The sequence below is a fragment of the Corynebacterium tuberculostearicum genome, from assembly GCF_022347235.1.
GTDB lineage: Bacteria > Actinomycetota > Actinomycetes > Mycobacteriales > Mycobacteriaceae > Corynebacterium > Corynebacterium tuberculostearicum_F.
Genome location: NZ_JAKRDX010000005.1, coordinates 53,954 through 78,838 on the forward strand (window position 1 = coordinate 53,954; position 24,885 = coordinate 78,838).

At 61.3% G+C, this 24,885-nt stretch carries 23 protein-coding genes; 3 read left to right on the forward strand and 20 right to left on the reverse strand.

The genetic code is table 11. The features are described from left to right. Positions 1–26: 26 nt before the first annotated feature. The 19 genes from MHK09_RS04130 to pyrR form a co-directional block, all read right to left on the reverse strand. Positions 27–1,289 (reverse strand): bifunctional 3,4-dihydroxy-2-butanone-4-phosphate synthase/GTP cyclohydrolase II, encoded by a 1,263-nt coding sequence (locus tag MHK09_RS04130; protein ID WP_250412724.1) that lies wholly within the window; start codon positions 1,287–1,289, stop codon positions 27–29. 32 nt (positions 1,290–1,321) lie between these two features. Next, positions 1,322–1,915: a riboflavin synthase gene (locus tag MHK09_RS04135; RefSeq protein WP_179386540.1), complete on the reverse strand. Its 594-nt coding sequence runs from the start codon at positions 1,913–1,915 to the stop codon at positions 1,322–1,324. A 35-nt stretch (positions 1,916–1,950) separates the two neighbouring features. After that, on the reverse strand, positions 1,951–2,973 hold the full coding sequence (gene ribD, locus MHK09_RS04140) for a bifunctional diaminohydroxyphosphoribosylaminopyrimidine deaminase/5-amino-6-(5-phosphoribosylamino)uracil reductase RibD (protein WP_250412725.1): 1,023 nt from the start codon (positions 2,971–2,973) through the stop codon (positions 1,951–1,953). Then, positions 2,973–3,641: a ribulose-phosphate 3-epimerase gene (gene rpe, locus MHK09_RS04145; protein WP_005324881.1), complete on the reverse strand. Its 669-nt coding sequence runs from the start codon at positions 3,639–3,641 to the stop codon at positions 2,973–2,975. Before rpe ends, ribD begins: the two co-directional genes overlap by 1 nt. Before the next feature lie 19 nt (positions 3,642–3,660). Then, entirely contained in the window at positions 3,661–5,211 is a 1,551-nt protein-coding gene (locus tag MHK09_RS04150; protein ID WP_250412726.1) for an RsmB/NOP family class I SAM-dependent RNA methyltransferase, read from the reverse strand. Further along, the gene (gene fmt, locus MHK09_RS04155; RefSeq protein WP_250412727.1) at positions 5,208–6,155 is read right to left on the reverse strand and encodes a methionyl-tRNA formyltransferase; all 948 of its coding nucleotides are present in this window, start codon (positions 6,153–6,155) and stop codon (positions 5,208–5,210) included. The genes MHK09_RS04150 and fmt overlap by 4 nt, the downstream gene beginning before the upstream one ends. Before the next feature lie 76 nt (positions 6,156–6,231). Then, a complete protein-coding gene (def, locus tag MHK09_RS04160; RefSeq protein WP_005328451.1) occupies positions 6,232–6,744 on the reverse strand; it encodes a peptide deformylase in 513 nt (170 codons plus the stop codon). A gap of 99 nt (positions 6,745–6,843) precedes the next feature. Next, complete coding sequence (locus MHK09_RS04165) at positions 6,844–8,883, reverse strand: primosomal protein N' (RefSeq protein ID WP_250412728.1); 2,040 nt, start codon at positions 8,881–8,883, stop codon at positions 6,844–6,846. Positions 8,884–8,894: 11 nt separating this feature from the next. After that, positions 8,895–10,127, reverse strand: a complete 1,233-nt coding sequence (gene metK / locus MHK09_RS04170) for a methionine adenosyltransferase (RefSeq protein WP_250412729.1) — start codon at positions 10,125–10,127, stop codon at positions 8,895–8,897. Between the two features lie 109 nt (positions 10,128–10,236). Then, complete coding sequence (coaBC, locus tag MHK09_RS04175) at positions 10,237–11,484, reverse strand: bifunctional phosphopantothenoylcysteine decarboxylase/phosphopantothenate--cysteine ligase CoaBC (RefSeq protein WP_250412730.1); 1,248 nt, start codon at positions 11,482–11,484, stop codon at positions 10,237–10,239. 129 nt (positions 11,485–11,613) lie between these two features. Beyond that, positions 11,614–11,916, reverse strand: coding sequence for a DNA-directed RNA polymerase subunit omega (gene rpoZ, locus MHK09_RS04180; protein ID WP_005324891.1), 303 nt, complete (start codon positions 11,914–11,916; stop codon positions 11,614–11,616). 40 nt (positions 11,917–11,956) lie between these two features. Beyond that, positions 11,957–12,526 carry a guanylate kinase gene (gmk, locus tag MHK09_RS04185; protein ID WP_179386548.1) on the reverse strand — a complete coding sequence of 190 codons (570 nt, stop codon included), beginning with the start codon at positions 12,524–12,526 and terminating at the stop codon, positions 11,957–11,959. Positions 12,527–12,534: 8 nt separating this feature from the next. Then, positions 12,535–12,855, reverse strand: a complete 321-nt coding sequence (gene mihF / locus MHK09_RS04190; protein WP_005328460.1) for an integration host factor, actinobacterial type — start codon at positions 12,853–12,855, stop codon at positions 12,535–12,537. Between the two features lie 259 nt (positions 12,856–13,114). Beyond that, on the reverse strand, positions 13,115–13,954 hold the full coding sequence (pyrF, locus tag MHK09_RS04195) for an orotidine-5'-phosphate decarboxylase (RefSeq protein ID WP_179386549.1): 840 nt from the start codon (positions 13,952–13,954) through the stop codon (positions 13,115–13,117). Next, entirely contained in the window at positions 13,938–17,279 is a 3,342-nt protein-coding gene (carB, locus tag MHK09_RS04200; protein ID WP_250412731.1) for a carbamoyl-phosphate synthase large subunit, read from the reverse strand. The genes pyrF and carB overlap by 17 nt, the downstream gene beginning before the upstream one ends. A 25-nt stretch (positions 17,280–17,304) precedes the next feature. Then, complete coding sequence (gene carA / locus MHK09_RS04205; protein ID WP_250412782.1) at positions 17,305–18,486, reverse strand: glutamine-hydrolyzing carbamoyl-phosphate synthase small subunit; 1,182 nt, start codon at positions 18,484–18,486, stop codon at positions 17,305–17,307. Positions 18,487–18,509: 23 nt separating this feature from the next. Next, a complete protein-coding gene (locus MHK09_RS04210; protein ID WP_250412732.1) occupies positions 18,510–19,847 on the reverse strand; it encodes a dihydroorotase in 1,338 nt (445 codons plus the stop codon). 34 nt (positions 19,848–19,881) lie between these two features. Beyond that, the gene (locus tag MHK09_RS04215; protein WP_250408491.1) at positions 19,882–20,838 is read right to left on the reverse strand and encodes an aspartate carbamoyltransferase catalytic subunit; all 957 of its coding nucleotides are present in this window, start codon (positions 20,836–20,838) and stop codon (positions 19,882–19,884) included. Positions 20,839–20,840: 2 nt separating this feature from the next. Then, positions 20,841–21,449 (reverse strand): bifunctional pyr operon transcriptional regulator/uracil phosphoribosyltransferase PyrR, encoded by a 609-nt coding sequence (pyrR, locus tag MHK09_RS04220; protein WP_005328471.1) that lies wholly within the window; start codon positions 21,447–21,449, stop codon positions 20,841–20,843. A 145-nt stretch (positions 21,450–21,594) separates the two neighbouring features. On the opposite strand from pyrR, the gene MHK09_RS04225 reads away from it, so the two are divergent. The 3 genes from MHK09_RS04225 (at position 21,595) to MHK09_RS04235 (ending at position 24,015) form a co-directional block, all read left to right on the forward strand. Then, a complete protein-coding gene (locus tag MHK09_RS04225; RefSeq protein WP_250412733.1) occupies positions 21,595–22,947 on the forward strand; it encodes a TIGR01777 family oxidoreductase in 1,353 nt (450 codons plus the stop codon). 74 nt (positions 22,948–23,021) lie between these two features. After that, entirely contained in the window at positions 23,022–23,513 is a 492-nt protein-coding gene (locus tag MHK09_RS04230; protein WP_179386555.1) for a YbjN domain-containing protein, read from the forward strand. Continuing rightward, positions 23,506–24,015, forward strand: coding sequence for a YbjN domain-containing protein (locus MHK09_RS04235; RefSeq protein WP_005328477.1), 510 nt, complete (start codon positions 23,506–23,508; stop codon positions 24,013–24,015). Before MHK09_RS04230 ends, MHK09_RS04235 begins: the two co-directional genes overlap by 8 nt. A gap of 218 nt (positions 24,016–24,233) precedes the next feature. Here MHK09_RS04235 and nusB read toward each other — a convergent pair whose 3' ends face one another. Then, complete coding sequence (nusB, locus tag MHK09_RS04240) at positions 24,234–24,872, reverse strand: transcription antitermination factor NusB (RefSeq protein WP_436232067.1); 639 nt, start codon at positions 24,870–24,872, stop codon at positions 24,234–24,236. Positions 24,873–24,885 lie beyond the last annotated feature (13 nt).

Sequence of the window (24,885 nt, forward strand, 5' to 3'; positions counted from 1 at the left end):
TATCCTTTCAATCGCACGTCAAAGATTTATTTATGTTCGGCGTCCCACTGGGCAACCTGCGGAAGGTCGTGTCCCATGCGGTCGCGCTTAGTACGCAAGTATTCAATATTATCCGCGTGTGCTGGGGTGGCCAGCGGCGTGTGGTGGCTTGCATCTACGCCGAAGCCGCTTAGGCCTTCGCCCTTATGGGGGTTATTGGTCAAAAGGTTTGCGGATTCGATGCCGAGATCGCGAAGGATCTGCCCGGCCACGGAATACTCGCGGGCGTCCTCGGGCAGGCCCTGCTCCAAGTTGGCATCGACGGTATCCATGCCCGAATCCTGCAGGCGGTAGGCCTCCAACTTATGCAAAAGCCCGATGCCGCGTCCTTCCTGACCACGCAGGTAGATGACCACGCCGCGGCCTTCCTGGCTGATAAGGCGCATGGACTCATGCAGTTGGGGCCCGCAATCGCAGCGTCGTGAGCCAAAGGCATCACCGGTTAGGCATTCGGAATGGACGCGCACCATGACGTCGCGCGCGCCGCGCAGGTGGGCGGGATCCCCTGCGACCAACGCAACGTGCTCCTGCCCGTCTACCTCGTGGCGGTAACCAATGGCGGTGAAGTGACCGTATTCGGTAGGCAGCTCAGTGGTTACCTGGCGGGTGACTTGGGTTTCATTATGGCGGCGCCACTCGATGAGCTGCGCGATAGAGATCATGGAGAGCCCATGTGTATCGGCAAAGCGGCGCAACTCTGGCGAGCGTGCCATATCCGTGGGGTCATCCTCGGAGACGATCTCGCACAGCACACCGGCCGGGCGCAGGCCCGCCAATCGGGCGAGATCAATGGATGCCTCCGTATGACCGTCCCGCTCCAAAACGCCGCCCGGCCGAGCACACAGCGGCACCACGTGGCCTGGACGGGTGAACTCTCCTGGAGTGGTGCTGGGGTCTGCCAGGCGGCGGATGGTTTCTGCGCGCGAGGTGGCAGAAATACCGGTGCTGCCCGTTGCTGCATCCACGGTCACCGTGTAGGCGGTGCCGCGTACATCTTGGTTGACCGCCAGCATCGGTGGTAGGTTCAACCGGTTGCAATCGTCTGGCAATAAGGGTGCGCAGATATATCCAGAGGAATAGCGCACCATGAAGGCTACGAGTTCCGGGGTGGCTAGCTCCGCGGCGAAAATCAGATCGCCTTCATTTTCGCGATCCTCATCATCGATGACAACAACCGGCTTACCAGCGGCGATATCCGCGATGGCCTGGTCGATGGAATCTAGACGGATGGAATTATCACTCGCGCTCATAAGGTAGCAGTCTAGTCCTTAGCCTCAGGGGGTTAAGCTTCGGGGTGAAGCATCTTTTCTACATACTTGGCCAGCACATCCACCTCGAGGTTTACCTCTCCTCCCACCGGCAAGGCGCCGTGGATGGTATCGCGCAGTGTGGTGGGGATAAGGGATACCTCGAACCAGTCTGGGCCCACGGCGCTCACGGTCAGCGAGGTGCCGCTCACGGCAATGGACCCCTTTTCCACGACGTACCGGGCAAGCTCGGACGGCAAGCTAAACCGCAGCACATCCCAGTTCTCGGAGCTAGTTCGGCTCTGCAGCGTAGCGGTGCCGTCCACGTGGCCTTGCATGATGTGCCCACCCAGCCGGGTGGTGGGAAGCAGCGCCGGCTCTACATTGACCGGATCGCCCTCGGCAAGGCGCCCCAGGGCGGTGCGGTCAAGGGACTCCTGCATCACATCCGCACAAAAAGTATCGGCCGACAGATCCGCCACGGTAAGGCATACGCCGTTAATGGCAATGGAATCACCCAGTGCGGCCTCCGCAACGGTACGCGGGGCACGAATGCTCAAACGCAGCGCGTCTGCATGCGGTTCCATTGCCTCCACGGTGCCCAACTCTTGTACTAGCCCAGTAAACACGTCCAACCTTTCTCGCTCACTGCTTTGTCCAGCGCCTAGCGCACGTATTCAATAAGAACGTCATCACCCAGCGCCTTCATTCCCACCCGGCGGAAACGGGTGGCTTCTGCCAGCGTCTGGGTCACGGGGTGCGCGAGCACGCCGCGGCCCTCGCCCAGCAAAAGTGGCGCGATATAGGCAGAGATGGCATCCACCAAATCGGCCTTCAGGAAGCTACTGGCTAGGCCTGCTCCTCCTTCCACGAGGACGTCGCGGGCACCGGTGGCGTAGAGCTCGTAGAGAGCTTCTTCGATGCTGTCGTACTGCTCGTACCCTAGCTCGCGCAGGTGGCTTGCTGCATCGCCCGCCGATTCCAAATCACGCTTGCCAATGACCACCCGGCGTGGTTGGTGCGCGCGCAAGCTGCCGTCGCTAAAGCGCGCGGTGAGCGAGGGATTATCAGCCAGCGCCGTGCCGGTGCCTACCACGATGGCATCGCGGTGCGCCCTATCGGCATGCACCCAGTCGCGCGCCTCCTCGCCCGTAATCCATTGGCTGGTTCCATCGGCCGCGGCCGTAAAACCGTCCAGCGTTTGTGCGAACTTCAAGGTGACGTGGGGTCGTTGGGTGCGCACGGCAAATAACCATGGTACCAAGGCATCCTCGGCGTGCGGGGGCTTTTCTAGCTTGGCGACGTCCACTTCAGCCCCCGCCAGTACTTCTGCTCCACCCGCAGCCTGCGGGGTGGGATCGGCGTGGAGGTAGTACACGCGAGCCACGCCGGCATCGATAAGCGCCTGCACGCAGGGACCCGTGCGACCGGTGTGCGCGCAGGGTTCCAAGGTGACCACGGCCGTGGCCCCGCGCGCCTTATCTCCGGCCTCACGCAACGCCATGACCTCGGCATGCGCACCTCCTACGGGCTGGGTGGCGCCGACGCCCACAATTTCCCCGGCTGGGGACACGATGACCGCGCCTACCGGTGGATTAGGGCTCGTGGTTCCGCGGACCTCAGCACCCGCGGCCATTGCGCGCAATAGCGCTGCGGAGATGTTGCTGTCTTGTAGCCCCGCGCCCATTAGGCACCAGCCGCCAGATCACGCAGCTGCTTCACGACGCCGGCGGGATCGTCCGACTTGAATACGGCTGAGCCTGCCACGAAAGCGTCGCAGCCCGCCTCGGCGGCTGCCCCGATGGTCTCGGGTGAAATACCGCCATCGATCTCGATGACGGTATCAAGGCCCTGATCATCAATGCTGCGGCGCAACTTACGGACCTTCTCCAGCATCTCCGGCATGAACTTTTGCCCACCGAAGCCAGGCTCCACAGACATCACGAGCACCTCATCGAAATGGTGCAGCTTATCTAACCACGGTTCGATGGCGGTGCCTGGCTTGATGGAAAAGGCCGCACGCACGCCCAAATCGCGGATGCGCTGGGCCAAGTCCACTGCCGCCTGGTCATCGGCGACGGCCTCCACGTGGAAGATAATCGTATGTGCGCCCGCCTTGGCATAGGTCTCCACCCACTTTTCGGGTTCCTCGATCATGAGGTGGACATCTAGTGGCTTATCGGTGCTGCGATGGACCGTGGCCGTGATATCTGGGCCGAAGGACAGGTTGGGCACAAAGTGCCCATCCATAATGTCCACATGGACCCAGTCTGCGGTATCAATCGCCGCTAGTTCCTCGCCCAAGCGAGAAAAATCGGCAGCCAGGATGGAAGGGGAAATGATCGGTGCGGACATGCCCACCAGTCTATCGCGATTAGTCGGCTGCGCGGCGAAGCGCCGCAAAGAACATGGCGTCGGTACCGTGCCGATGCGGCCACATCTGCACGGATTTCTCATGGCCCACATCGCCCATATCAGGAATGAGAGCATGTGCATCGAGTTCTTCGGCGCCGAGTTCGCGCACGGCGCGGTCAACGATGCCCCGGGTTTCGCGCAGATCTGGCGAACACGTGGAGTAGATAACCACACCACCTGGACGCACCAGGTTTAATGCGGAAGACAAGAGCTCGAATTGCAGCTGGTTGAGCTCAGCAATATCGGCCTCCGACTTGCGCCACCGCGCCTCTGGGCGGCGACGGAGCGCGCCAAGGCCGGAACAAGGGGCGTCGACAAGCACGCGGTCAAAGCCCTCTCCCACGCCGGGATTTCGGCCATCTGCCACACGAACGTCTACGGGCAAGTCGCTCACCGTCTTTTCAATCAGCGCCGCTCGGTGCGGAGATACCTCCACTGCATCAACATGCGCGGAGTCGATGCGGGCAAGCGCCCCCATCAAGGCCGCCTTTCCGCCGGGACCGGCGCAGAGATCCAGCCACCGGCCGGTGTCCTCGCCCTCGAGGGGCGCCTCGCATACCGCGCGAGCAATCAGCTGCGAGCCCTCATCCTGCACGGCCGCCAATCCTTGGCGCACGGGTTCCAATTGGCCGGGGTCACCGGATTCCATGTACACCGCATAAGGGGAATAGCGCCCCTCCTCATTACCGGTCATCAGGGCCAATTCCTCGGCCGAGATTTCCCCGGGGCGCGCCACCAGATGCACCGAAGGTCGATCCGAATCCGCCGCCAGGGCAGCCTCCAACTCCCCTAGGCCCAACACGCGGCTAAACGATTCCGCAATCCAGGTGGGGTGGGCATGCTTAAAGGCGATGCCGGCGATCTCCCCCTGTGGAGCGAGCTTGTCCAGCCAGGTCTTAGCCGGCGTGCGCGTAATGGTGCGCATGATGCCATTGGCAAAGCCCTTGGCCTTGACTTCCCCGGCGGCTTCTACCAAACGAACGGTGGTATCAACCGCCGCGTGTGGCTCCACGCGGGTATAGAGAACTTGATAGGTGCCCAGGCGCAAGGCATCAACCACGGCGGGGGAAATGTCCTCGAGGCCGCGCGAAGAGCACTCTGCGATGACGGCATCAACTACGCCAAGGGTGCGCAGCGTGCCATAGGTGATTTCGGTGGCAAAGGCGGCGTCGCGCCCCTTGAGCTTTTGCTTGCGCAGTGCCTTGGGCAAAATGAGGTTAGCGAAGGCATCATCATCGCTTACCCTGCGCACCACGTCGAAGGCGACCGCGCGCGGCGCATCCACGCCCGCGGCCAGCGCGGCCTGAATCAGTCCGCCTTCCTGGCGCTTGCCGGGACGCTGGCCCTTAGCAGCCTGCTGGCCCCTGTGCTGCCCACCGCGGCCACCACGCTGCTGCCGTTGCGGGCGGCCACCGCGGCCCTTCGTACCAGTGGATTTGTGGGAGTCCTGCGGCTTACCCGCCGGGGACTTATCCCCGGACTTGCTGCGGGAACGGAAACCTCCACTCATTGAAACTTCACCTCGGCATCCTTGCCTAGTCCACGGGCCCAATCGGCCGCATTCATCATCTTCTTACCCGGAGGCTGGATTTTACCCAGCTGGACTGGCTGCGTACCGGTACCGATGAATACGGCGTTCTTGGCAATGTGCAGCTGCCCTGGTGCTAGTTCCTGTGGAACCGCCGCCTCTTCTATGAGGCTGACCGGTCCAATCTTCACGCGGGCCTCGTCCCACATGGTCCATGCACCCGGCCCAGGCGTGTGCGCGCGAATGTGCCGATCGATAGCGAAGGCAGGCTGTGACCACTCCACGCGGGCCTGCGCGGTAGAGATTTTCGGCGCATAGGTAGCCTCGCCCTGCTGCGGCTGTGCCTCCAGCTGTCCCGCCGCTAGGCCATCCATGGTGGCCACGAGCAGATCGCCGCCGGAATAGGCAAGGCGCGTCAACAGGTCATCGGCAGTATCGGTGCCCTTAATCTCCTCCGTCACGGTGCCGAGCACCGGGCCCGTATCCAGGCCCTCTTCGATGCGGAAGGTTGATGCGCCGGTCACGTCATCGCCTGCAGCAATGGCAGCCTGCACTGGGGCCGCGCCGCGCCATGCCGGAAGCAAGGAAAAGTGCAGGTTTACCCAGCCATGCTGCGGCAGATCCAGCAGGTCCTTGGTCACCAGATTGCCGTAGGCCACCACCGGAATCGCCTCTGGTTGCAATTCCTTTAAGCGGGAGCGCAGCGCCTGACCGTCCTCCGAGTCAGGGCGCAGGGTGGTTGGGGTCAATACTTCAATGCCATGTTCTTGGGCGAGCGCCTTCACTGGGCTCGGGTGAAGAGTGCGGCCGCGGCCCTTCTTTGCGTCTGGGCGAGTAATTACGGCCAGCACCTCGTGCGACGAGGCAAGCAGCTTTTCCAAGGCCACAACGGCTGGCTCAGGGGTACCGGCAAAAATGATCCGCATGCGGGGAAACTCTCCTCTTAATATCGTTCAAAATACTAGGCTACAACGCCGCAACGCTGCCGCCACAGCGAGTGGGCTACGAGGCGTTAAACCACTCGGATTCACGGATGGCGCGCATGGCCTCCTTGCGCACTGGCGCCTCTAGGCGTTGTAGGAAGAGCACCCCATCGAGGTGGTCAGTCTCATGCTGGATGCACCGAGCCATCAGGCCTGAGGCCACCATGGACACAGGGCGCCCCTCAATATCCTGGCCGGACACAAAGACCTGGTTGAATCTCGTGGTTTCCGCACTAATTCCCGGAATAGATAGGCATCCTTCCGGGCCTGTTTGCTGCTGCTCTCCCACCGGAGTCCAGACCGGGTTAACAATCGCCCCACGCAGCCCAGATTGGGTATGCGAGCAGTCATAGACAAAGATGCGCTTCAAAATCCCCACCTGATTAGCCGCGAGGCCTACTCCCCCGGCGTTATCCATGGTCTCGAGCATATCGCTCGCCAGAGCGCGCAGACCTGCATCAAATTTACTAATTTCCTCCGCGCGGCTGCCCAAGACTGGGTCGCCGTAGATACGCAGCTCTCGAAGGGACATGGCAATCACACCTTTCTCCTGGCACCGTGACCAAGCCGGCCGGCGGTGGCGGCTTCCTCCGTCGAGATTAGCGCATGAGCGCCTATGGCCCCGATATGGCTAACCCACGTGGATGGGGTCAACCACGATGCGCAAAGGCAGGTCATCCTTGCGGGCGCTGCGCGCGGCGTTGGCGCTGCGCAATGCCCGCCCCAATTGGGAACGCGGCCCCAGCGGGGTGCGCACGACCAACCGCTGCGGTGGGCCAAAGCGCTGGCTATCGTAGTCACCAGGCAGGCTCTGCCCCGGGGGAAGGGGAACTGGGCCTAATACCTCCGCGTGGTCTGGAAGATCCACAAGCTCGGCAAAGCCATCTAGGGATGCATCCGCACCGTCGATGGCAGCAAAATGCACCGCGGGTGGGAAGCGCACTTCGCGCCGGGCAGCAAGCTCTGCCGCGGCCGCGCCCACCATATCCCAGCGTAGGAAATGCTGGACTACGGTGAGCGAGTCATCGGCCGCCAGGATTACTCGACCACCCTTGAAATGCGGCTGCACCAAGGTAGCCGCCTGCGCCCACTTCGCTAGGGTGTCCTCCGTGGCGCGCAGGTCTTGCCGGTTGAGCAATGCTCCGGCATCCAAGAGCAACGCCGCGCCATAGGCTCCATCGTTTACTTTCGGTTCAGCGCCAGGGGTGGCAATGACCAGCGCCGGCGCATTGTCCACCGCATCGAGCACCTTGTTTCCGCCCGAGACCACCACCCGCGTATTGGGAAAGGCCCGGCCCATTTCTTCCGCAGTGCGCTCCGAGCCCAACACGATGGCCCGCAGGCGCGGAGACCCGCATTCGGTGCACCGATGCCGTGCCTCGATTCGGCCACACCAGCGGCAGGTAGGCATTCCCGCCTCTTCCGGGCCTGCGCTTGCCGACGCCCCCTTGGGCGGCAGCCCCAACGGCCCATTGCAATGCCGGCAGCGAGCCGGCGCTCGGCACTGGCCACAGGCCAAAATGGGTGCATACCCCTTGCGCGGTACCTGCACCAGCACGGGCTCTCCCCTATCCAGCGCCTGGTGGGCGGCTTGGAAGGCCTGCGCCTGTACTTTGGTGGTGCCGCCCTGCAGGTCGCGGGCGATAGACAGACCGAACGACCCCACCGCCTCGATAGCCGGGCACCGCGCCGTTATGGTTTGCTCTTTGGCCACCACATCGTGCGCCCATCCTGATTCCACGAGGAGCTGTGTCTCCGACGTCCGTGAATGGTTGGCCAAAACCATGCTGCAGCCTTCGAAGGCTGAGCGGGTGGTAAGTACTTCCCTCGCATGGACATAAGGCTTGAGGTTGTCGACCAAATTATCATTGCCATCATCAAGGATCACCGCCAGCTGCAGGTCTTTGACCGGGGCAAAGGCGGCAGACCTGGTGCCAATGACCACGCGCGCTTGGCCCACTAGTGCGGAGAGATAGCGGCGGTAGCGCGCCTGCGGGCCCATGCTATTAGTCAGCACCGTTATCTGCTTTGCCCCAAGTACCCGGCGAAGCGCGGCCTCTACAGCATCGACGCTCTTCTGGTCCGGGGCGACGAGGAGAACCCCTCCTCCGCCAAGCGCCACTTTAGCAGCGAGTGCAGCCAGCGCATGTGCCCAATCATCGCCCGGGGCGATTTGCCAGGCGGCACGGGCGAGCTTGCCGGCCAGAATCGAATCGACGAAAGCCTCGCCATGTTGATAGGCCGACCATCCTGATAGGTCGGGCTCGCTCGTGGTGCCGAGCTCCTCCCACGGGGTCTCTAAATCGGATTCCTCCGCCTTGGCGTGCCGCGGCGGGATAGCAGAGCGGATAATGTCCGAGCGCACGCCGCCGTAGCGGTCTGCCAGGGCGTCGACAAGCCGGGCCAGCTGCGGCGGATAAACCTGGAAGGGTGAGATAATGCGCTCGATAAAGCGCAGGTTGCCGCCAAATTCGGAGTCATGCCGGCGTTCTAAAACAATCGCATCCACCAAGCGCCCATTGAAGCGGATGCGCACCTTAATCCCCGGTTGGACTTCCTCCGAGTCTGCCTCTTCTACGAGGTAATCAAATCCCCGGTCTAGGTGCGCAACCCCTAAAAGAGGCAACACCCGCGCAACCGGCTTCCGGGTGGCGGGTGTTTTCTTAGGCATAGGCCTCGATTCTACAGACCAGCGGCAGCACGCAATGCTTCCACTCGGTTCAACTCCTCCCACGGCAGCTCAACGTCGGTGCGGCCAAAGTGACCGTAGGCCGCAGTTTGCGCATAGATGGGGCGCAATAGGTCGAGCTCGCGAATGATAGCGGCCGGACGCAGGTCAAATACCTGATTCACCGCAGCCTGGATATTCGCATCGCTCAGGCCTTCCTTGGCGGTACCGAAGGTCTCTACGTACAGACCCACCGGCTTGGCGCGGCCGATTGCATAAGCCACCTGGACTTCAGCGCGATCTGCCAAGCCCGCAGCCACGATATTCTTAGCCACCCAGCGCATGGCATAAGCAGCGGAGCGGTCCACCTTGCTCGGGTCCTTACCAGAGAACGCGCCGCCGCCGTGGCGAGCCATGCCGCCGTAGGTATCGACGATGATCTTGCGGCCGGTAAGACCGGCATCTCCCATCGGTCCACCAAGGATGAAGGAACCGGACGGGTTGACCAACAAGGTCGTGTCTTCGGTGTAGTACTTCTCCAAGCCGGCGTCCTTGATAACCCATTCAAGGACCTCACTGCGCAAGGGACCTTCCAACCAAGCGCTATCGACCTCAGCATCGTGCTGCGTGGAAATCACCACGGTATCCAGGTGGGACGGCTCGTTGTCGTCGGTGTAGGCAAAGGTCACCTGGGTCTTGCCATCCGGGCGCAGGTGATCGACGATTCCTTCCTTACGTACCTGCGTCAGGCGGCGGGACAGGCGGTGCGCCAAAGCGATGGGCAGCGGCATGTACTCAGCGGTCTCATTGGAGGCATAGCCGAACATCAGACCCTGGTCGCCTGCGCCAGCGGTATCGTTCTCAGCGTCATAGTCCTCGTCATGGGCGCGGGCTTCAGTAGAGTTGTCCACTCCGGCGCCAATTTCCTGGGACTGCTCGCCGATGGCGATATTCACGCCGCAAGTGTTGCCATCAAAGCCGACTTCGGAAGAAGTAAAGCCGATGGACTTAAGGGTGTCGCGCACCAGCGCCGGGATCTCTACGTATGCCTCGGTGCGAACCTCGCCTACCACGTGAACCTGGCCGGTGGTTACCAACGTCTCAACGGCGACGCGGGATGCTGGATCCTTTTCCAGCAGGGCATCAAGGATGGCGTCAGAAATGGCGTCACAAATCTTATCGGGATGGCCTTCTGTCACGGACTCGCTGGTAAAAAGACGAGTTGCCACTGCAGCGTTATCAGTCACAAAAACTTCCTTCGTTCTCACTGTTGATTCGATGCTGTGGGTTTTCTACGCCCAAGCCTAATACCTCGCAAGCCTAGACCAAGCGGTCTATAAATGCAATTTTAGTTGTCTACACCTGAAACATTTCATTCACGGCCAAAAGAATCTGAGCGGCAACAACCTGCTTCGAGCCATGCTCCACGCGTTGCGGCGCGCAATCCGGACGCAAAATCCATCCCTCATTGGACTTTTGACCAAAGGTCTTTCCACGCCCGACCTCATTGGCCATGAGCACGTCGCAGCCCTTACGCGCAAACTTTTCCTGGGCATAGTCCAAGGCGGACTTCTGGGCATCGCCGGTTTCGGCGGCGAAGCCCACAATTACGCACTCCGCAGGAATTTCCGAGCGCTCGCGCGCAGCGACGAGCCCTTTGAGTACATCGGGGTTTTCCACCAGATGGAGCGTCGAGAGCGCATCGTCTGCCTGCCCCTTCTTCATCTTTGACTCGGCGACCTCCGCCGGACGGAAGTCAGAGACTGCAGCGGCCATGATCACCACGTCCGCGTTGCGGGACTCCTCGCGCATGACATCCTCCAACTCACGGGTGGAGACAATGTGCCGGAGTTTCGCGCCACTTGGTACAGGAAGCTGGGCGGTATTACCCGCCACGAGGGTGACCTTGGCCCCCATCTGGGCGGCCCATTCCGCGAGCGCGAATCCCTGCCTGCCGGAAGAGCGATTGCCTAAGTATCGGACCGGGTCCAGCTCTTCCTGGGTACCGCCGGCTGATATGACGACCTTCTTGCCCTGCCAGGTGTGTTGCACTCGGTAGCCCGCCATTTCAGTACGGACAATCTCCGCAATCTGTTCCGGCTCCGGCAAACGACCCGGGCCAGAATCTTTGCCGGTTAGGCGGCCGTGGGCGGGCTCGATGACGGTGATACCGCGACGTCGCAAAGTAGCCACGTTGTCCTGCGTAGCGGGGTTATGCCACATCTCAGTGTGCATGGCCGGGGCCACAATAACCGGGCACGTCGCGACCAATACGGTGGCCGTGAGCAAATCGTCTGCACGGCCTGCGGCCAAGCGCGCGATAAGGTCTGCGGTGGCAGGCGCAATGACCACTGCATCCGCATGCTGTCCTACGTTGACGTGCTGCACCTCATCCACGGCCTCAAACACGCTCGTGGAGACAGGATGGCCAGATAGAGCCTCAAACGTAGCCGCGCCCACGAAGTTCAGTGCACTTTCCGTCGGGACAACGCGGACATCATCGCCCGCTTCCTTGAGATTGCGCACAAGGTGGCACGCCTTGTAGGCAGCGATGCCGCCAGCGACGCCCAGAACAATATTGCGAGAGGTATCTTTATCAGTCACACCGCACGATGGTACCTGCCGACATAGAGAAAGGCTCCACCCGCCGCGACCAAGAGGTGCACCCCAAACCGGGGATACACGTCTGTGGCGGCACGTGGAGCCTTAAAGCTATTACACGCTTTGTGCTAGCTACTTGCCTTCCTCGTGGTCAAGCAGGCCAGCATCAATCTCGCGCAATGCGATGGACAAAGGCTTTTCGCCTGGCTCTGGGGTAACCAGCGGGCCTACGAACTCGAAGACACCTTCATCCTGCTCTTGGTAGTAGCTATTGATCTGGCGTGCGCGCTTAGCGGCAAAGATGACCAAAGCGTACTTAGAGGAAACCTTGTCCAAAAGCTCATCGATCGGGGGATCAGTAATGCCGATCGGATCATCAAATACTGGTTCCGCCTTTGCGGCTTCAGTGTTAGAAGGGGTGGTCACGTTAGTCACATGCACCTTTACATTGATTGAAGATGGTCAAAAAGGAGGTCTATGCCCGCAGGATATCACTAATGGCAGATACTGCCTCGTCCAGATCCTCGTTCACAACGACGTGATCGAACTCGTCCTGTGCGGCTAGTTCCTCATGCGCAGTTTGCAACCTACGGTCAATGACGTCTTGCGGCTCGGTACCGCGGCCGGTGAGCCGCTCCACAAGTACCTCCCATGACGGGGGTGCCAAAAAGACCAGGTCTGCCTCCGGCAGCGCTTTCTTAACACTCCGAGCACCCGCGAGGTCAACCTCAACAAGTACTGGGCGGCCAGCGGCCAAAGCTTCCTCTACCGGCTGGGCGGGCGTTCCAGAGCGCTGCAATCCGCCGTGGATATCAGCCCATTCGAGCATCTCCCCGGCATCGATTCGCTGCTGGAAGGCTTCTGGGGTGACGAAGAAGTAGTCGACACCGTCCTGCTCCCCGGGGCGGGGCTGGCGCGTGGTCATAGACACGCTGAAGTACAGCCCCTCGACGTCACTGCGCAGACGCGAAACTACGGTGGATTTTCCCACTGCGGAAGGCCCCGCCAATACGACGAGGCGCCCGCGTGCAGTTGCGTCAGCCATGGTTGTGACTATTCGCCGTAGCCGAAACGCTCGAGGAGAGCACGACGCTGACGCTCACCCAGGCCGCGCAGACGGCGGGTCTGAGCAATCTCCAGGTCCTCCATGATTTCCTTAGCCTTGACCTTGCCAACCTTCGGCAGAGCCTCGAGGAGTGCAGAAACCTTGGTCTTGCCGATGATCTCATCGGTCTCAGCCTTTTCGAGCACGTCCTTCAGGTCGGTCTCGCCGCGCTTGAGCGCAGCCTTGAGCTCGGCGCGAGCCTTGCGGGCCTCAGCGGCCTTTGCGAGAGCTTCCTTGCGCTGCTCATCAGTCAACTTTGGAAGGGCCACGGGTTTCCTCCGATTCATTAGATTGATTCTGTTACGTCTAGTACTTGGTACCAGATTACGGCTGCCTAACGCAGTTTATACACCGCGGAAAGTCATCAATAACCTTCGAGCAAACCGACTTCTGGCAATCCTAGCACTGCTCATTGAACGGTGACGATTAACGGGTCCAAAAGCACGCCTATTTTAGCACGTCACCGCACATACCTTAAACAAAGTACCAGGTAAACGGCGCGGCCGTTAATCAGCCACGCCGCCCCTTTTAGTCCCGGAACTCCGCTGCCACCTGAGCAACTGCTTTGCGCAGGTCAGCGACGTCAGGACCTTGCTCCAGCACTGCTCGAGACACATTGGCGAATCCCAGCGATGGACGAGCAGAAACAATGCCGTGCACCTGCTCTGGGCCTGCGCCCTGAGCGCCAACACCGGGCAGAAGAACCGGGCCATTGAGCGCATCGAGGCGCGGCGGGTTGTCCAACGTCGCGCCGACGACTACGCCGACATCGCCAGGCTTGTTAGCCTTCTGCGCCTCGACATTGAACGCGGCGCATTCATCGACGACGCCCTGAGCGATAGTGCTCTCCTCGCCCACCGGGACCGATTGGATGGCACGCGCCTCCGGGTTGGAGGTAGCCGCCAGGACGAATACACCGCGGCCGGTTTCTTCGGCCTTGGTGAATACCGGCCCGAGTGCACCGACACCTAGATAGGGCGACACGGTCACAGAGTCTGCGCGCAGCGGCGAGCTATCGCTAAGCCACGCATCTGCGTAGCCGGCCATGGTGGAGCCAATATCGCCGCGCTTGGCATCGGCAACAGTCAGGCACCCCGCTTCGCGCAGGGCAGCCAGAACGTCTTCGAGGACTGCAAAGCCCTGGGAGCCAAAGCGCTCAAAGAAAGCAACCTGTGGCTTTACCAAGGCGGCGGTATCGCTAAAGGCTTCAACGCAGCGCAGGCTAAAGGTCCGCAGACCGTCAGCGGTAGGCTCCAGCCCCCACTTGTCCAAGAGATATGGGTGAGGGTCGATGCCGACGCACAGGCGTCCCCGCTCCTGACCGGCCTCTTCTAGCCGCTCGCCAAATCCTTTAGTTCTGTGGGCCATGCTCAAGCTCCTGGAGTGCGCGTACCTGGAGGTTGCCAATGCGCATCGCTTCGATGCCCTGGACAGCCGCGGTTACACCCTGCACGGTGGTCACCAGCGGGATTTCCATGTGCACGGCGGCGGCACGGATATCGTAGCCGTCGTGGCGGGCACCGGCGGAGCCGGCCGGGGTATTGAGAATCCAGTCGATCTCGCCGTTGAAAATCTTATCCACGATGGACTCTTCGCCTTCCTTGGCCTCAGAGACCTTGGCGGCAACCTCGCACTCGATACCGTTGCGGCGCAGCATCTGGGCGGTGCCGGCGGTAGCGACGATGTTGTAGCCCATGTTGGCCAGGCGCTGAATCGGGAAGATCAGGGTGCGCTTGTCGCGGTTGGCAACAGAAACGAAGACGGTGCCCTCCGTGGGCGGCACGGCGAAGGCTGCAATTTCGCCCTTGGCATAGGCCGCGCCAAAGTTGGTAGCCAAGCCCATGACCTCACCGGTGGATTTCATCTCTGGCGAGAGCAGAGTATCGAGCAGGCTGCCATCGGGACGGCGGAAGCGATTGAATGGCAAGACTGCTTCCTTGACGGCAATCGGGTGCTCCAGCGGCAAAGAGCCACCGTCGTATTCGGAAGGAATCATGCCTTCGGCGCGCAGGTCGGCGATGCTCGAGCCCATCATGACGCGAGAAGCTGCCTTAGCCAGTGGTACGCCGGTGGCCTTAGAGACAAACGGCACGGTACGGGAAGCACGCGGGTTCGCCTCGATGACGTAGAGGATGTCATCCTTCAAGGCGAACTGGACGTTCATCAAGCCCTTGACGCCAATGCCCTCGGCGAGCAGACGGGTGGACCGGCGGACCTTTTCAATGTCCTCTGGTCCAAGGGTCATCGGAGGCAGCGCACAGGAGGAGTCGCCGGAGTGGATACCGGCCTCCTCGATGTGTTCCATGACGCCGCCCAGGTAGACCTCGTTGCCGTCGCATAGGGCGTCAACGTCAATCTCGATGGCGGAATCCAGGAAGCGGTCCACCAGAACCGGGTGGTCCGGAGACAGCTCGGTGGCACGCTCGATGTAGTCTTCCAGCGCCTTTTCGTCGTAGACGATTTCCATACCGCGGCCGCCCAGCACGTAGGACGGACGAACCAGTACTGGGTAGCCGATGGAGGAAGCAACCTCGCGGGCCTCTGCGAAGGAGGTGGCGGTGCCGTACTCCGGGGCTGCCAGTTCCGCCTCATCGAGAACCTTGCCGAATTCGCCGCGGTCCTCGGCGGAGTCGATAGCTGCAGGGCTGGTGCCCACAACCGGAACGCCTGCCTCCTCCAAGCGAGCGGCAAGGCCCAGCGGCGTCTGGCCACCCAGCTGGACAATCACGCCAGCAACGTCACCGGAAGCGGCCTCCGCGTGGTAGACCTCCATTACGTCCTCAAAGGTCAGCGGCTCGAAGTAGAGGCGGTCTGCGGTGTCATAGTCGGTGGAGACGGTCTCCGGGTTGCAGTTGACCATGACGGTCTCATAGCCCTGCTCCGAAAGCTCAAGGGCCGCGTGAACGCAGGAATAGTCAAACTCGATACCTTGACCAATGCGGTTAGGGCCGGAGCCCAAAATAATGACCTTGCCCTTGGAGCCTTCCGGTGCCGGGCGAACCTCGGTCTCGGCATCCGGATCGAGCTCATAGGAGCTGTAGTGGTACGGGGTTTGTGCCTCAAACTCGCCGGCACAGGTATCTACGGTCTTGTACACGGGACGAATACCCATGCGCCAGCGCAGGCTGCGGACGCCATCCTCGCCGTTGAATTCGGGGCGAAGGGCGGCAATCTGGGCGTCGGAAAGCCCAAAGACCTTGGCCTCGCGCAGCAGCTCCTCGGTGAGCACTGGGGCGTCGATAAGCTCCTGGCGGAAGGCCACCAACGTGGCCAGCTCAGCGATGAACCATGGGTCAACGCCGGAAGCTTCGTGGACCTCGTCCACAGTGGCGCCGAGGCGAAGGGCCAGCTCGATGTCGTACATACGGCCCTCGGTCGGGCGCTCCAGATCCTTGAGCACCGCCTGCAGATCGGTAGCACGCTCGCCGGCGAAGTACTCATCCGGCTTGGTCCAGAAGCCATTGGGCTTGTTTTCCAAAGAACGCATGACCTTGTTCAGGCCCGCGATGTAGTTACGTCCGATGCCCATGGCCTCGCCGACGGACTTCATGGTGGTGGTCAAGGTGTCATCGGCGCCCGGGAACTTCTCAAAAGCAAAGCGCGGGGCCTTGACAATGACGTAGTCCAGGGTCGGCTCGAAGGCCGCCTTGGTCTCGCCGGTGATGTCATTCTGAACCTCGTCCAAGGTGTAGCCAATGGCGAGCTTGGCCGCCAGCTTGGCAATCGGGAAACCGGTGGCCTTGGAGGCCAGCGCGGAGGAACGGGACACGCGCGGGTTCATCTCGATGACGATGATGCGGCCGTCCTCCGGGTTAACCGCGAACTGGATATTACAGCCGCCAGTATCGACGCCGACCTCGCGGATGATGGCAATGCCCAAGTCACGCATCTTCTGGAACTCACGGTCAGTAAGCGTCAGCGCCGGGGCGACGGTGACGGAATCGCCGGTGTGCACGCCTAGGGCGTCGACGTTTTCGATGGAGGCCACAACCACGACGTTGTCATCGCCATCGCGCATGAGCTCGAGCTCGTATTCCTTCCAGCCCAGGATGGATTCCTCAATAAGCACGTTGGCCTCTGGGGACGCGGCCAAGCCGCCGCCGGCGATGCGGTCCAGGTCCTCATTATTGAAGGCCAGACCGGAGCCCAGGCCGCCCATGGTGAAGGAGGGGCGGACTACGACGGGCAGGCCGAGCTTATCGACGGTCTCGTGGACCTCATCCATGTTGTGGCACACAGCGGAGCGGGCGGACTCACCGCCAATGGAGGCCACGATGTCCTTAAACTTCTGGCGGTCCTCACCACGCTCGATGGCGTCAATATCTGCGCCGATGAGCTCTATGCCGTACTTGTCCAGAATTCCTTGGCGGTCAAGCTGAACTGCAGCGTTCAACGCGGTCTGGCCGCCCAGGGTAGCCAGCACGGCGTCGATGGGGTTGCCCTCTTCGCGCTCCTTGACCAGGATCTTTTCGATGTATTCCGGCTCGATGGGCTCCACGTAGGTGTGGTCCGCAAACTCAGGGTCGGTCATGATGGTGGCCGGGTTGGAATTGACCAGCGTTACGCGCAGGCCCTCCTCCTTGAGCACGCGGCAGGCCTGGGTGCCGGAGTAGTCGAACTCGCAAGCCTGGCCAATGACGATCGGGCCGGAGCCGATGACCAGGACGTGGTTGATGTCGTTGCGCTTTGGCATAGTTATTCTTCCTTTTCCTGGTTGTCTACTTATTTGGGGTGTGGTTAGCCATCAGTTCTTCAAACTGATCAAATAGCGGGTTGGCATCGTGCGGGCCCGCAGCGGATTCCGGGTGATACTGCACGGAGTAGGCCATGCCGTTGCGCAATGCCACGCCCTCGACGGTGTCGTCATTCAGGCAAATGTGGGTGACCTGCGCGGGGCCGAAGTCGGTGGCGAACTCGGCGTCATTGCTGTTTAGGTCATAGCCTTCCGGTGCCTTGAGCGCGAAGCCGTGGTTCTGGGAGGTGATATCAATCTTGCCGGTCACGTTATTGCGCACCGGCACGTTGATGCCGCGGTGGCCGAACTTCATCTTGTAGGTGTCCAGTCCCAGCGCGCGGCCCAGGAGCTGGTTGCCAAAGCAGATGCCGAAGAACGGGATCTTGGCTTCGAGCACCTGCTTGATGATGCCCACCATTTCATCGGCGGTAGCCGGGTCGCCCGGGCCGTTGGAGACGAAGACGCCATCCGGGTTATAGGACTTCACCTTGTCAAAGGAGGTATTTGCGGGCACGACGATGGTTTCGATTCCGCGCTGGGAGAAGTGGCGCGGGGTTGCGGTCTTCACACCCATATCGAAGGCAACGACGGTGTACTTCTTCTCCCCTACGGCCTCAACCGTGTAGGGCTCGTCAGTAGATACCTCCGCGGCGAGGTCGGCGCCTTCCATGGAGTCCTGGGACTTAACTTCCTTGAGCAACTCCTCTACCGGGCGCTGTGCAGCTTCGCCGGAGAACAGGCCGGCGGCAATGGAGCCGTAGTTGCGCAGGTGGCGTACCAAGGTGCGGGTATCGATGCCGCGGATGCCGATGACACCCTGCTTTTCCATCTCTTCGCTCAGGCTGCGCTCTGCACGCCAGTTAGATACGCGCTGCGCGAGGTCGCGGATGACGAGGCCCGCAACCCAGATGTGGTTGCCGTGGGACTCATTGTCCTCGTCGTTCCAACCGGTATTGCCAATGTGCGGCGCTGCGGAAACCACAATCTGGCGGTGGTAAGACGGGTCCGTCATGGTCTCCTGGTAGCCGGTCATCGCCGTGGTGAATACGGCCTCGCCCAAGGTGGTGCCGGTGGCGCCAAAGCCATAACCGCGGAAGGTGCGCCCGTCCGCGAGAACGAGGATTGCTGGGGTTCTATCAGTCACGTCGTGGCCTTTCTCTGCCATATAGGTGGTCTCAGTCTGCAAGGTTAGTCTTCTTCGGAGGCTGCCAAGTCAAAAGTGACGGCACCTCGCAAAATGGTGTGGGTAACGCGGGCGCCAAATTCTTCGCCAGCGTACGGGTTGTTTTCGGACTTGGAGGCCAGCTTGGCGGAATCAGAAACCCAGTGGTGGTTTGGGTCCACAATGGTCAAGTTGGCAGGCTCGCCCTCTGCAATGGGGCGGCCATGGCCTGGCAGGCGGGTGATTTCTGCGGGGCGCTCGGACATCACGCGGGCAACAAAGCGCCAATCAGCCAAGCCGGTCTCGACAAAGATCTTGGCGATGACGGCCAAGGAAGATTCCAGTCCCAACATGCCAGGGCGGGCATTTTCAAACTCCACGCACTTGTCTTCGGAGCCGTGCGGGGCGTGGTCGGTGGCAACACAGTCGATGGTGCCATTGAGCAGCGCCTCGCGCAGGGCCGCGGTATCGCGCTGTTCGCGCAGCGGCGGGTTGACGCGGAAGAGGCCATCGTAGGTGCGCAGCTTGTCATCGGTCATCAATAGGTGGTGCGGGGTTACCTCGGCGGTGAGAGGAATATCCTGCTCCTTGGCCCACTTCAGCAGCTCCACAGTGCCCTGGGTCGAAGCGTGGCAGATGTGCACGCGGTTGCCGTAGTCGCGCGCCAATAGGGCGTCGCGAGCCACGATGGATTCCTCCGCCACGCGCGGCCACCCGCGCAGGCCGAGCTTGGCCGCGGTCTCGCCTTCATGGGCGGAAGCACCGCCGGTCATGCGGTCGTCCTCGGCGTGCTGTGCCAGCAGCACGTCCATGCCCTTGGCGTATTCCAAGGCGCGACGCATGAGCTGCGGATCCTGGACGCACTTGCCGTCATCGGAGAACATGCGGACCTTGGCGTCCGAGCGGGCCATCATGCCGAACTCAGTGAGGGTCTTGCCTTCCAGGCCCTTGGTAATGGAGCCCACCGGGTGGACGTCGCACAGCGCCAGTGCTTGGGACTTGGCCCATACGGACTCAGCGATGATCGGCTGGTCGGTCACCGGGTTGGTATTAGCCATGGTGAACACGGCGGTGAAACCGCCCTTGGCGGCAGCCTTGGAGCCGGTCTCGATGGTCTCGGTGTCCTCGCGGCCGGGCTCACGCAGGTGGACGTGCATATCCACCAGGCCCGGCAAGAGCACGTTGCCCTGGCCGTCGATAACCTGTGCATCCTCGGCTTCTGCCGTGTTGCCGATGGCAGCGATGATGCCGTCCTTGACCACGACATCGGTGGGCTCGCCTTCGCCGTACAGGCGCACATTCTTAATTACCAGTGGGGTTTCCGCCGGCGCGGAAAGGCGACCGGTTTCCGGGTAAGTAGTCATTGTCTCTCCCTAAAGTTGAGTGTGGGTCGCGGTTTTAAATGCCGGCGTTTTCGCCATTGGTCAGCAGGGTAAACAGCACCGCCATGCGGGCGTGTACACCGTTGTGCACCTGCTGCAGGACCGCAGTTTTGTCCAAATCTGCGACGCCGTAGTTAATCTCCATGCCGCGCAGCATGGGGCCTGGGTGCATGACGATGGCGTCCTTGTGCATGGCCGCCGCGCGATCCTTGGACAGGCCAAAGAGGTTGGCGTATTCGCGGTGGGAGGGGAAGAAGCCGCCATTCATGCGTTCTTGCTGTACGCGCAGCATCATGATGACGTCGGCGTCTGCGATTTCCGCATCAAAGTCATAGGACACGCGCACCGGCCAGTTCTCTACCCCAAAGGGCATGAGGGTGGCTGGGCCTACGAGGGTGACCTCAGCACCGAGAGTGGTAAGCAGATCTACGTTGGAGCGCACGACGCGCGAGTGCAGGCAATCGCCGACAATCTTTACCTTCAGGCCGGCAAAGCCTTCGTCGCTGTGCAGGCCTAAGCGCTGGCGCATCGTGACGGCGTCGAGAAGCGCCTGCGTTGGGTGCTGGTGCGCGCCGTCGCCCGCGTTGATCACTGAAGGTCCCTTGCCGTTAGGGGCTACCCACTGGGCCAGCTGCTGGGGCGCACCAGAGGAAGGGTGGCGCATGATGATCGCATCGGCGCCGATGGCGGCCAAGGTCAGGCCCGTATCCTTCAGGGACTCGCCCTTCTTTACCGAGGAGGTGGAGGCGGACAGGTTGATGACGTCCGCGGACATCCACTTGCCGGCCGTTTCAAAGGAAGAGCGGGTGCGGGTGGAGTTTTCATAAAAGAGGGTATAGATGGTCCGGCCCCGCAGGGTCGGTAGCTTCTTTACCTCGCGGCCTTCGAGGGCCTCGCGGAAGCGATCCGCTTCATCCATTAGACCGATAATTTCGCTTCGGTCCAGCTCTGCCATATCGATGAGGTGCTTCATGGTTATGCCTCCCCCGTTTCGGAGCCGGTTCCGTTAGTAGTTGCGGCGGCTCGGGTCAATACGACCGCATCCCGGCCGTCAATCTCGCTGTTGTATACGCTGACGTCTTCTTCTCGCGCGGTGGGCAGATTCTTTCCCACATAATCGGCGCGGATAGGAACCTCGCGGTGGCCGCGATCTACCAAGACGGCCAGCTGAATAATGTCCGGACGGCCCACGTCACTCAACGCGTCCAAGGCGGCGCGGATAGTGCGGCCGGAATACAGCACATCGTCGACCAAAATGACGGTGGAGTTATCGATGCCACCGGTGGGAATGGTCGTAGGTTGGAGCGCGCGATGCGGCTTACCAAGCAGGTCATCGCGGTAGAGAGTGATATCGAGGGAGCCCCACGGGACTGCAACCCCAGAAAATTCTTCAATCTTGTGCGCTAGGCGCTGTGCAAGCGGCACGCCACCAGAGGGAATGCCAAGCAGAATGACCCGCGGTGCGTCCGCGGAATCGAGCGCCGTTTTTTCAATGATCTGGTGCGCGATGCGTGCAACGGTACGCGAAACGTCATCAGAGCTCAAAAGCTCTAGCTTGTTCGCGGTAGCGTCAGTTCCACTCATCGTGACCTCCTTCCCCGCCTCACGGTGCGGTCTTTAAAGGATGCCGGTTGATGGTCTCAAAAATGTCTATGCTCTTAGACACAAAATACTCTAGCACCTTCCCCACCATTTGGGTGAGGGCGAAAAGAAGGAGGCGCATCAAGAAGTGAGTTTTTCCGCCGAACACATAGTCCCCGCCCCTCGCGAGCAGGTCTGGCAATGGCATACCCGCCAAGGCGCTTTAACCCGTCTGAACGCGCCCTTTGCCTTCATGAAACCCATCCAGCAGGCCCAGAGCCTGGGCGATGGCACCTCCATCCTGGGCCTTCCGGGCGGCCTGCGCTGGACCGCTCAGCATAAGCTTTCCCAGTACCGCGAGGGCTATGAGTTCACCGATGTGTGCGTAAACTCGCCCATTCGCAAATTTGCCACATGGCAACACCATCACACCTTTGCGGATCACCCGGACGGCACGCTCGTTCGCGATGAAGTTACTACCCGCATCCCTTCGGCGGCGCTGAAATCGGTCTTTGCTTATCGGCAGAACCAACTCATTGAGGATTTTTCCTTTCTCCAGCGGCTTGCCGACGCCTCCTTGAACACCCAACCACTAACCATCGCCATGACCGGCTCCCGCGGCAGCGTGGGTGCAGCGCTTACCGCACAACTGCGCACCGCCGGACACACGGTGATCCAGCTCGTGCGCGGCACGGCTTCCACGGGCCAGCGCACCTGGCGGCCAGAGGATCCCGATCCCGACCTCCTGCGCGGGGTCGACGTCCTCGTCCACCTGGCAGGCGAGCCCATCTTCGGCCGCTTTAATGACGAGCACAAGGCCGCCATCCGCGACTCCCGCGTTGGCCCCACCGAGCGCCTAGCCCGTCTTGCGGGCACCACGGATTCCGTCCACACCATGGTTTGCGCCTCTGCCGTGGGCTACTACGGATCCGACCGCGGCGATGAGGTCCTCACCGAGGACTCCGCACCTGGCGAGGGCTTCTTGGCAGACGTGGTAGTCGACTGGGAGCGCGCCTGCGAGCCCGCCCGCGCCGCGGGCACCCGCGTGGTCAATATCCGTACCGGCATCGCCATGTCAAGCGGTTCCGGCCTCCTGCCACTGCTGCGCGCCCTCTTCTCCACCGGCCTAGGCGGCCCCTTCGGCGACGGTGAGTTCTGGTTCAGCTGGGTTGCCCTCGATGACCTGACGGATGCCTACTTCCGCGCCATCGTGGACGATTCGCTGGAACGCCCGGTCAATGCGGCCTCGCCTAACCCGGTGCTCAACAAGGACTTCGTCAAAGCCCTTGGCTCTGAGCTACACCGTCCGGCATTGCTTCCCGTTCCACCCTTCGGTCCCGCAATCTTGCTGGGCAAGGAAGGCGCCCAAGAGTTGGCCTTGGCGCAACAACGCGTAAGCCCTACGGTTCTACACAACATCGGGCATACTTTCCGCTACCCCACGATCGATACTGCTCTCGCGCACGAACTTGGCGGCGAGCGTCTATGGCAGTCCCACTAACTGGATGGGAACTTAGGTAAACTGGCAAAGGTTGACCTTTATCCCCGATTAGTACATGGATTGAGACTACTTAAGTGTCTGAAGAACCAACCCTGTATCCCGATACGCCGGTAGAGCCCGTAACTCTCGAGCGCATCGGCGAGATCTTTGCATCTGAGAACCTGGAATACCGCCTCGAAGAGCAGCCAGTGAGCGAGGAAGAAACCGTGCAGATCCTGCGCACGGGTTTCTCCAACGTCGCCATCGCCATGCAGGTGCGAGATGATGTGCTCGTGGCGGATTCCGTCTGGCGCGGCAACGTGCCTTCTTCTGAGGGCCCAACCCTGTTGACGGTGCTCAACCAGTGGAACCAGCAGCACTTCGCGCCGACCCTGCGTTTCTTTGAGTCTGCCGAGAATAACCTCGCCGTCTCCGGCGTGCGCGAGATCAACATTGCCCACGGTTTGTCCCGCAATCAGATCGGCGCCTTCGTGATGTCCACGCTGGATTCTATGCTGCAGTCCTTCGCCTTCGTGGAAGAACACTACCCACAGCTCGTGACTTGGGAGGAGCACAACCATGACTAATGCCTCTACCGAAAACAATCTGCCGGAGATCACCCTAGACCGCGTTGTCGAGGCCATGCGTACCTTCGACATCGAATTGACCAAGATGGACAGCGATATTGAGGCAGCTACCGCCAACCTCAACGGCCTGCCCACCATGTTCGCGGTTCTCGATTCCGTGGTTATTGTCCGCTGCGATGTGCCTACCGACGCCGCCTACTCCAAGGCCGATGCCGGCCTCTTCCTCGCGGCTAACCAGATCAACTCCGTAGCCTTCGGCGCCCGCGCAGTTATCTCGGAGCACGATGACATGCTCGTGGTGCGCACCGAACGCGATATCCCTGCCGCCGCCGGCATGACCGATGAGCAGCTGCAGGCTGCCCTGAAGTCCGCCGTGGATGGCGTCATCCGCGGCCAGGATGCCATGGTTTCTGCCGCCGAAGAGATGGCCAAGCTTGGCTCCGAGACCGCAGCCAACGCCGGATCTGGCGACGCCGCCGCAAGCGACGCCCCGCAGAGCTAAGCCGCCCTAGAATTCACTGCTCTCCCCTCTCCTTCTGCCTTAACAATGGCGCAAGGGTGACGGGGAGAGTTCTTTTTGCTCTTGGCCATACTGGGCACACGGAGACGCGAGGATGAGCGTCGATTGGCACGGTCTTGGGCATGAAAATACCGCCCGCCACAGCTCTTCACCATCGAGCTGGGCGGGCGGTTTAAGTATGCGGGCCAGTCTAAACCTGACTATTCCGCAGTGGGGTCCTGCTGCGCAGAACGGTCTGCTACAGCCGAGTCATCGGCCGCGGCAGCGAAGTCCGAAGCGGTGGATGCGGAAGTATCCTCGGCCGCATCATCCGCGTTCTCGGAGTCTAGCGGCTCCTCGTCGGTCGAATCTTCGCCGTCCGTATCCGCATCGCTACCCTGGTGTTCTGCGGACATCGGGTTTTCCGCAGAACGGGATTGTGCAACGTCATCCAACACAGCGTGAATGTATGGCGCCGCTTGATCGTTGGAATACTGGGAGGCAATCTCCACGCCTTCCACGACCGCAGTAGCGGTGGGAATATCCGGGTTGAACAGCAGCTCCCATACCGACAGGCGCAGGATCGCACGGTCAACGGCCGGAATGCGGTGCAGTTCCCAGTCCTCGGCAAGGAAGCGAGAGATGGTGTCATCGATGGCATCCAGCTCTTCGGCTACGCCCTTGACAATCACCTGCGTGTATTCGGCGACAGGTGCTACCGCGTTGCGATCCTCACGTGCCAGGGCGATACGATCCTCCACGATGGCTACGGGGTCAACGTCCCTGTTTTCTGCTTCGTAGAGAATATCGGCGGCACGACGACGTGCGCGGTACCGCGCGGTGTGCCGCTTGTAGTTGATATCGCGCTTAGGG

Bases quoted from the DNA above. Each gene is read 5' to 3' on its own strand.
- gmk (WP_179386548.1), bottom strand. From the start codon at position 12,526: ATGGCTGACGCAACTGCACGCGGGCGCCTCGTCGTATTGGCGGGGCCT.
- MHK09_RS04150 (WP_250412726.1), bottom strand. From the start codon at position 5,211: ATGAGTGGAGGTTTCCGTTCCCGCAGCAAGTCCGGGGATAAGTCCCCG.
- MHK09_RS04130 (WP_250412724.1), bottom strand. From the start codon at position 1,289: ATGAGCGCGAGTGATAATTCCATCCGTCTAGATTCCATCGACCAGGCC.
- MHK09_RS04210 (WP_250412732.1), bottom strand. From the start codon at position 19,847: ATGACTACTTACCCGGAAACCGGTCGCCTTTCCGCGCCGGCGGAAACC.
- rpe (WP_005324881.1), bottom strand. From the start codon at position 3,641: ATGTCCGCACCGATCATTTCCCCTTCCATCCTGGCTGCCGATTTTTCT.
- ribD (WP_250412725.1), bottom strand. From the start codon at position 2,973: ATGGGCGCGGGGCTACAAGACAGCAACATCTCCGCAGCGCTATTGCGC.
- pyrF (WP_179386549.1), bottom strand. From the start codon at position 13,954: ATGGCCCACAGAACTAAAGGATTTGGCGAGCGGCTAGAAGAGGCCGGT.
- fmt (WP_250412727.1), bottom strand. From the start codon at position 6,155: ATGCGGATCATTTTTGCCGGTACCCCTGAGCCAGCCGTTGTGGCCTTG.
- MHK09_RS04165 (WP_250412728.1), bottom strand. From the start codon at position 8,883: ATGCCTAAGAAAACACCCGCCACCCGGAAGCCGGTTGCGCGGGTGTTG.
- def (WP_005328451.1), bottom strand. From the start codon at position 6,744: ATGTCCCTTCGAGAGCTGCGTATCTACGGCGACCCAGTCTTGGGCAGC.
- carA (WP_250412782.1), bottom strand. From the start codon at position 18,486: ATGGCAGAGAAAGGCCACGACGTGACTGATAGAACCCCAGCAATCCTC.
- pyrR (WP_005328471.1), bottom strand. From the start codon at position 21,449: ATGAGTGGAACTGACGCTACCGCGAACAAGCTAGAGCTTTTGAGCTCT.
- MHK09_RS04235 (WP_005328477.1), top strand. From the start codon at position 23,506: ATGACTAATGCCTCTACCGAAAACAATCTGCCGGAGATCACCCTAGAC.
- MHK09_RS04215 (WP_250408491.1), bottom strand. From the start codon at position 20,838: ATGAAGCACCTCATCGATATGGCAGAGCTGGACCGAAGCGAAATTATC.
- carB (WP_250412731.1), bottom strand. From the start codon at position 17,279: ATGCCAAAGCGCAACGACATCAACCACGTCCTGGTCATCGGCTCCGGC.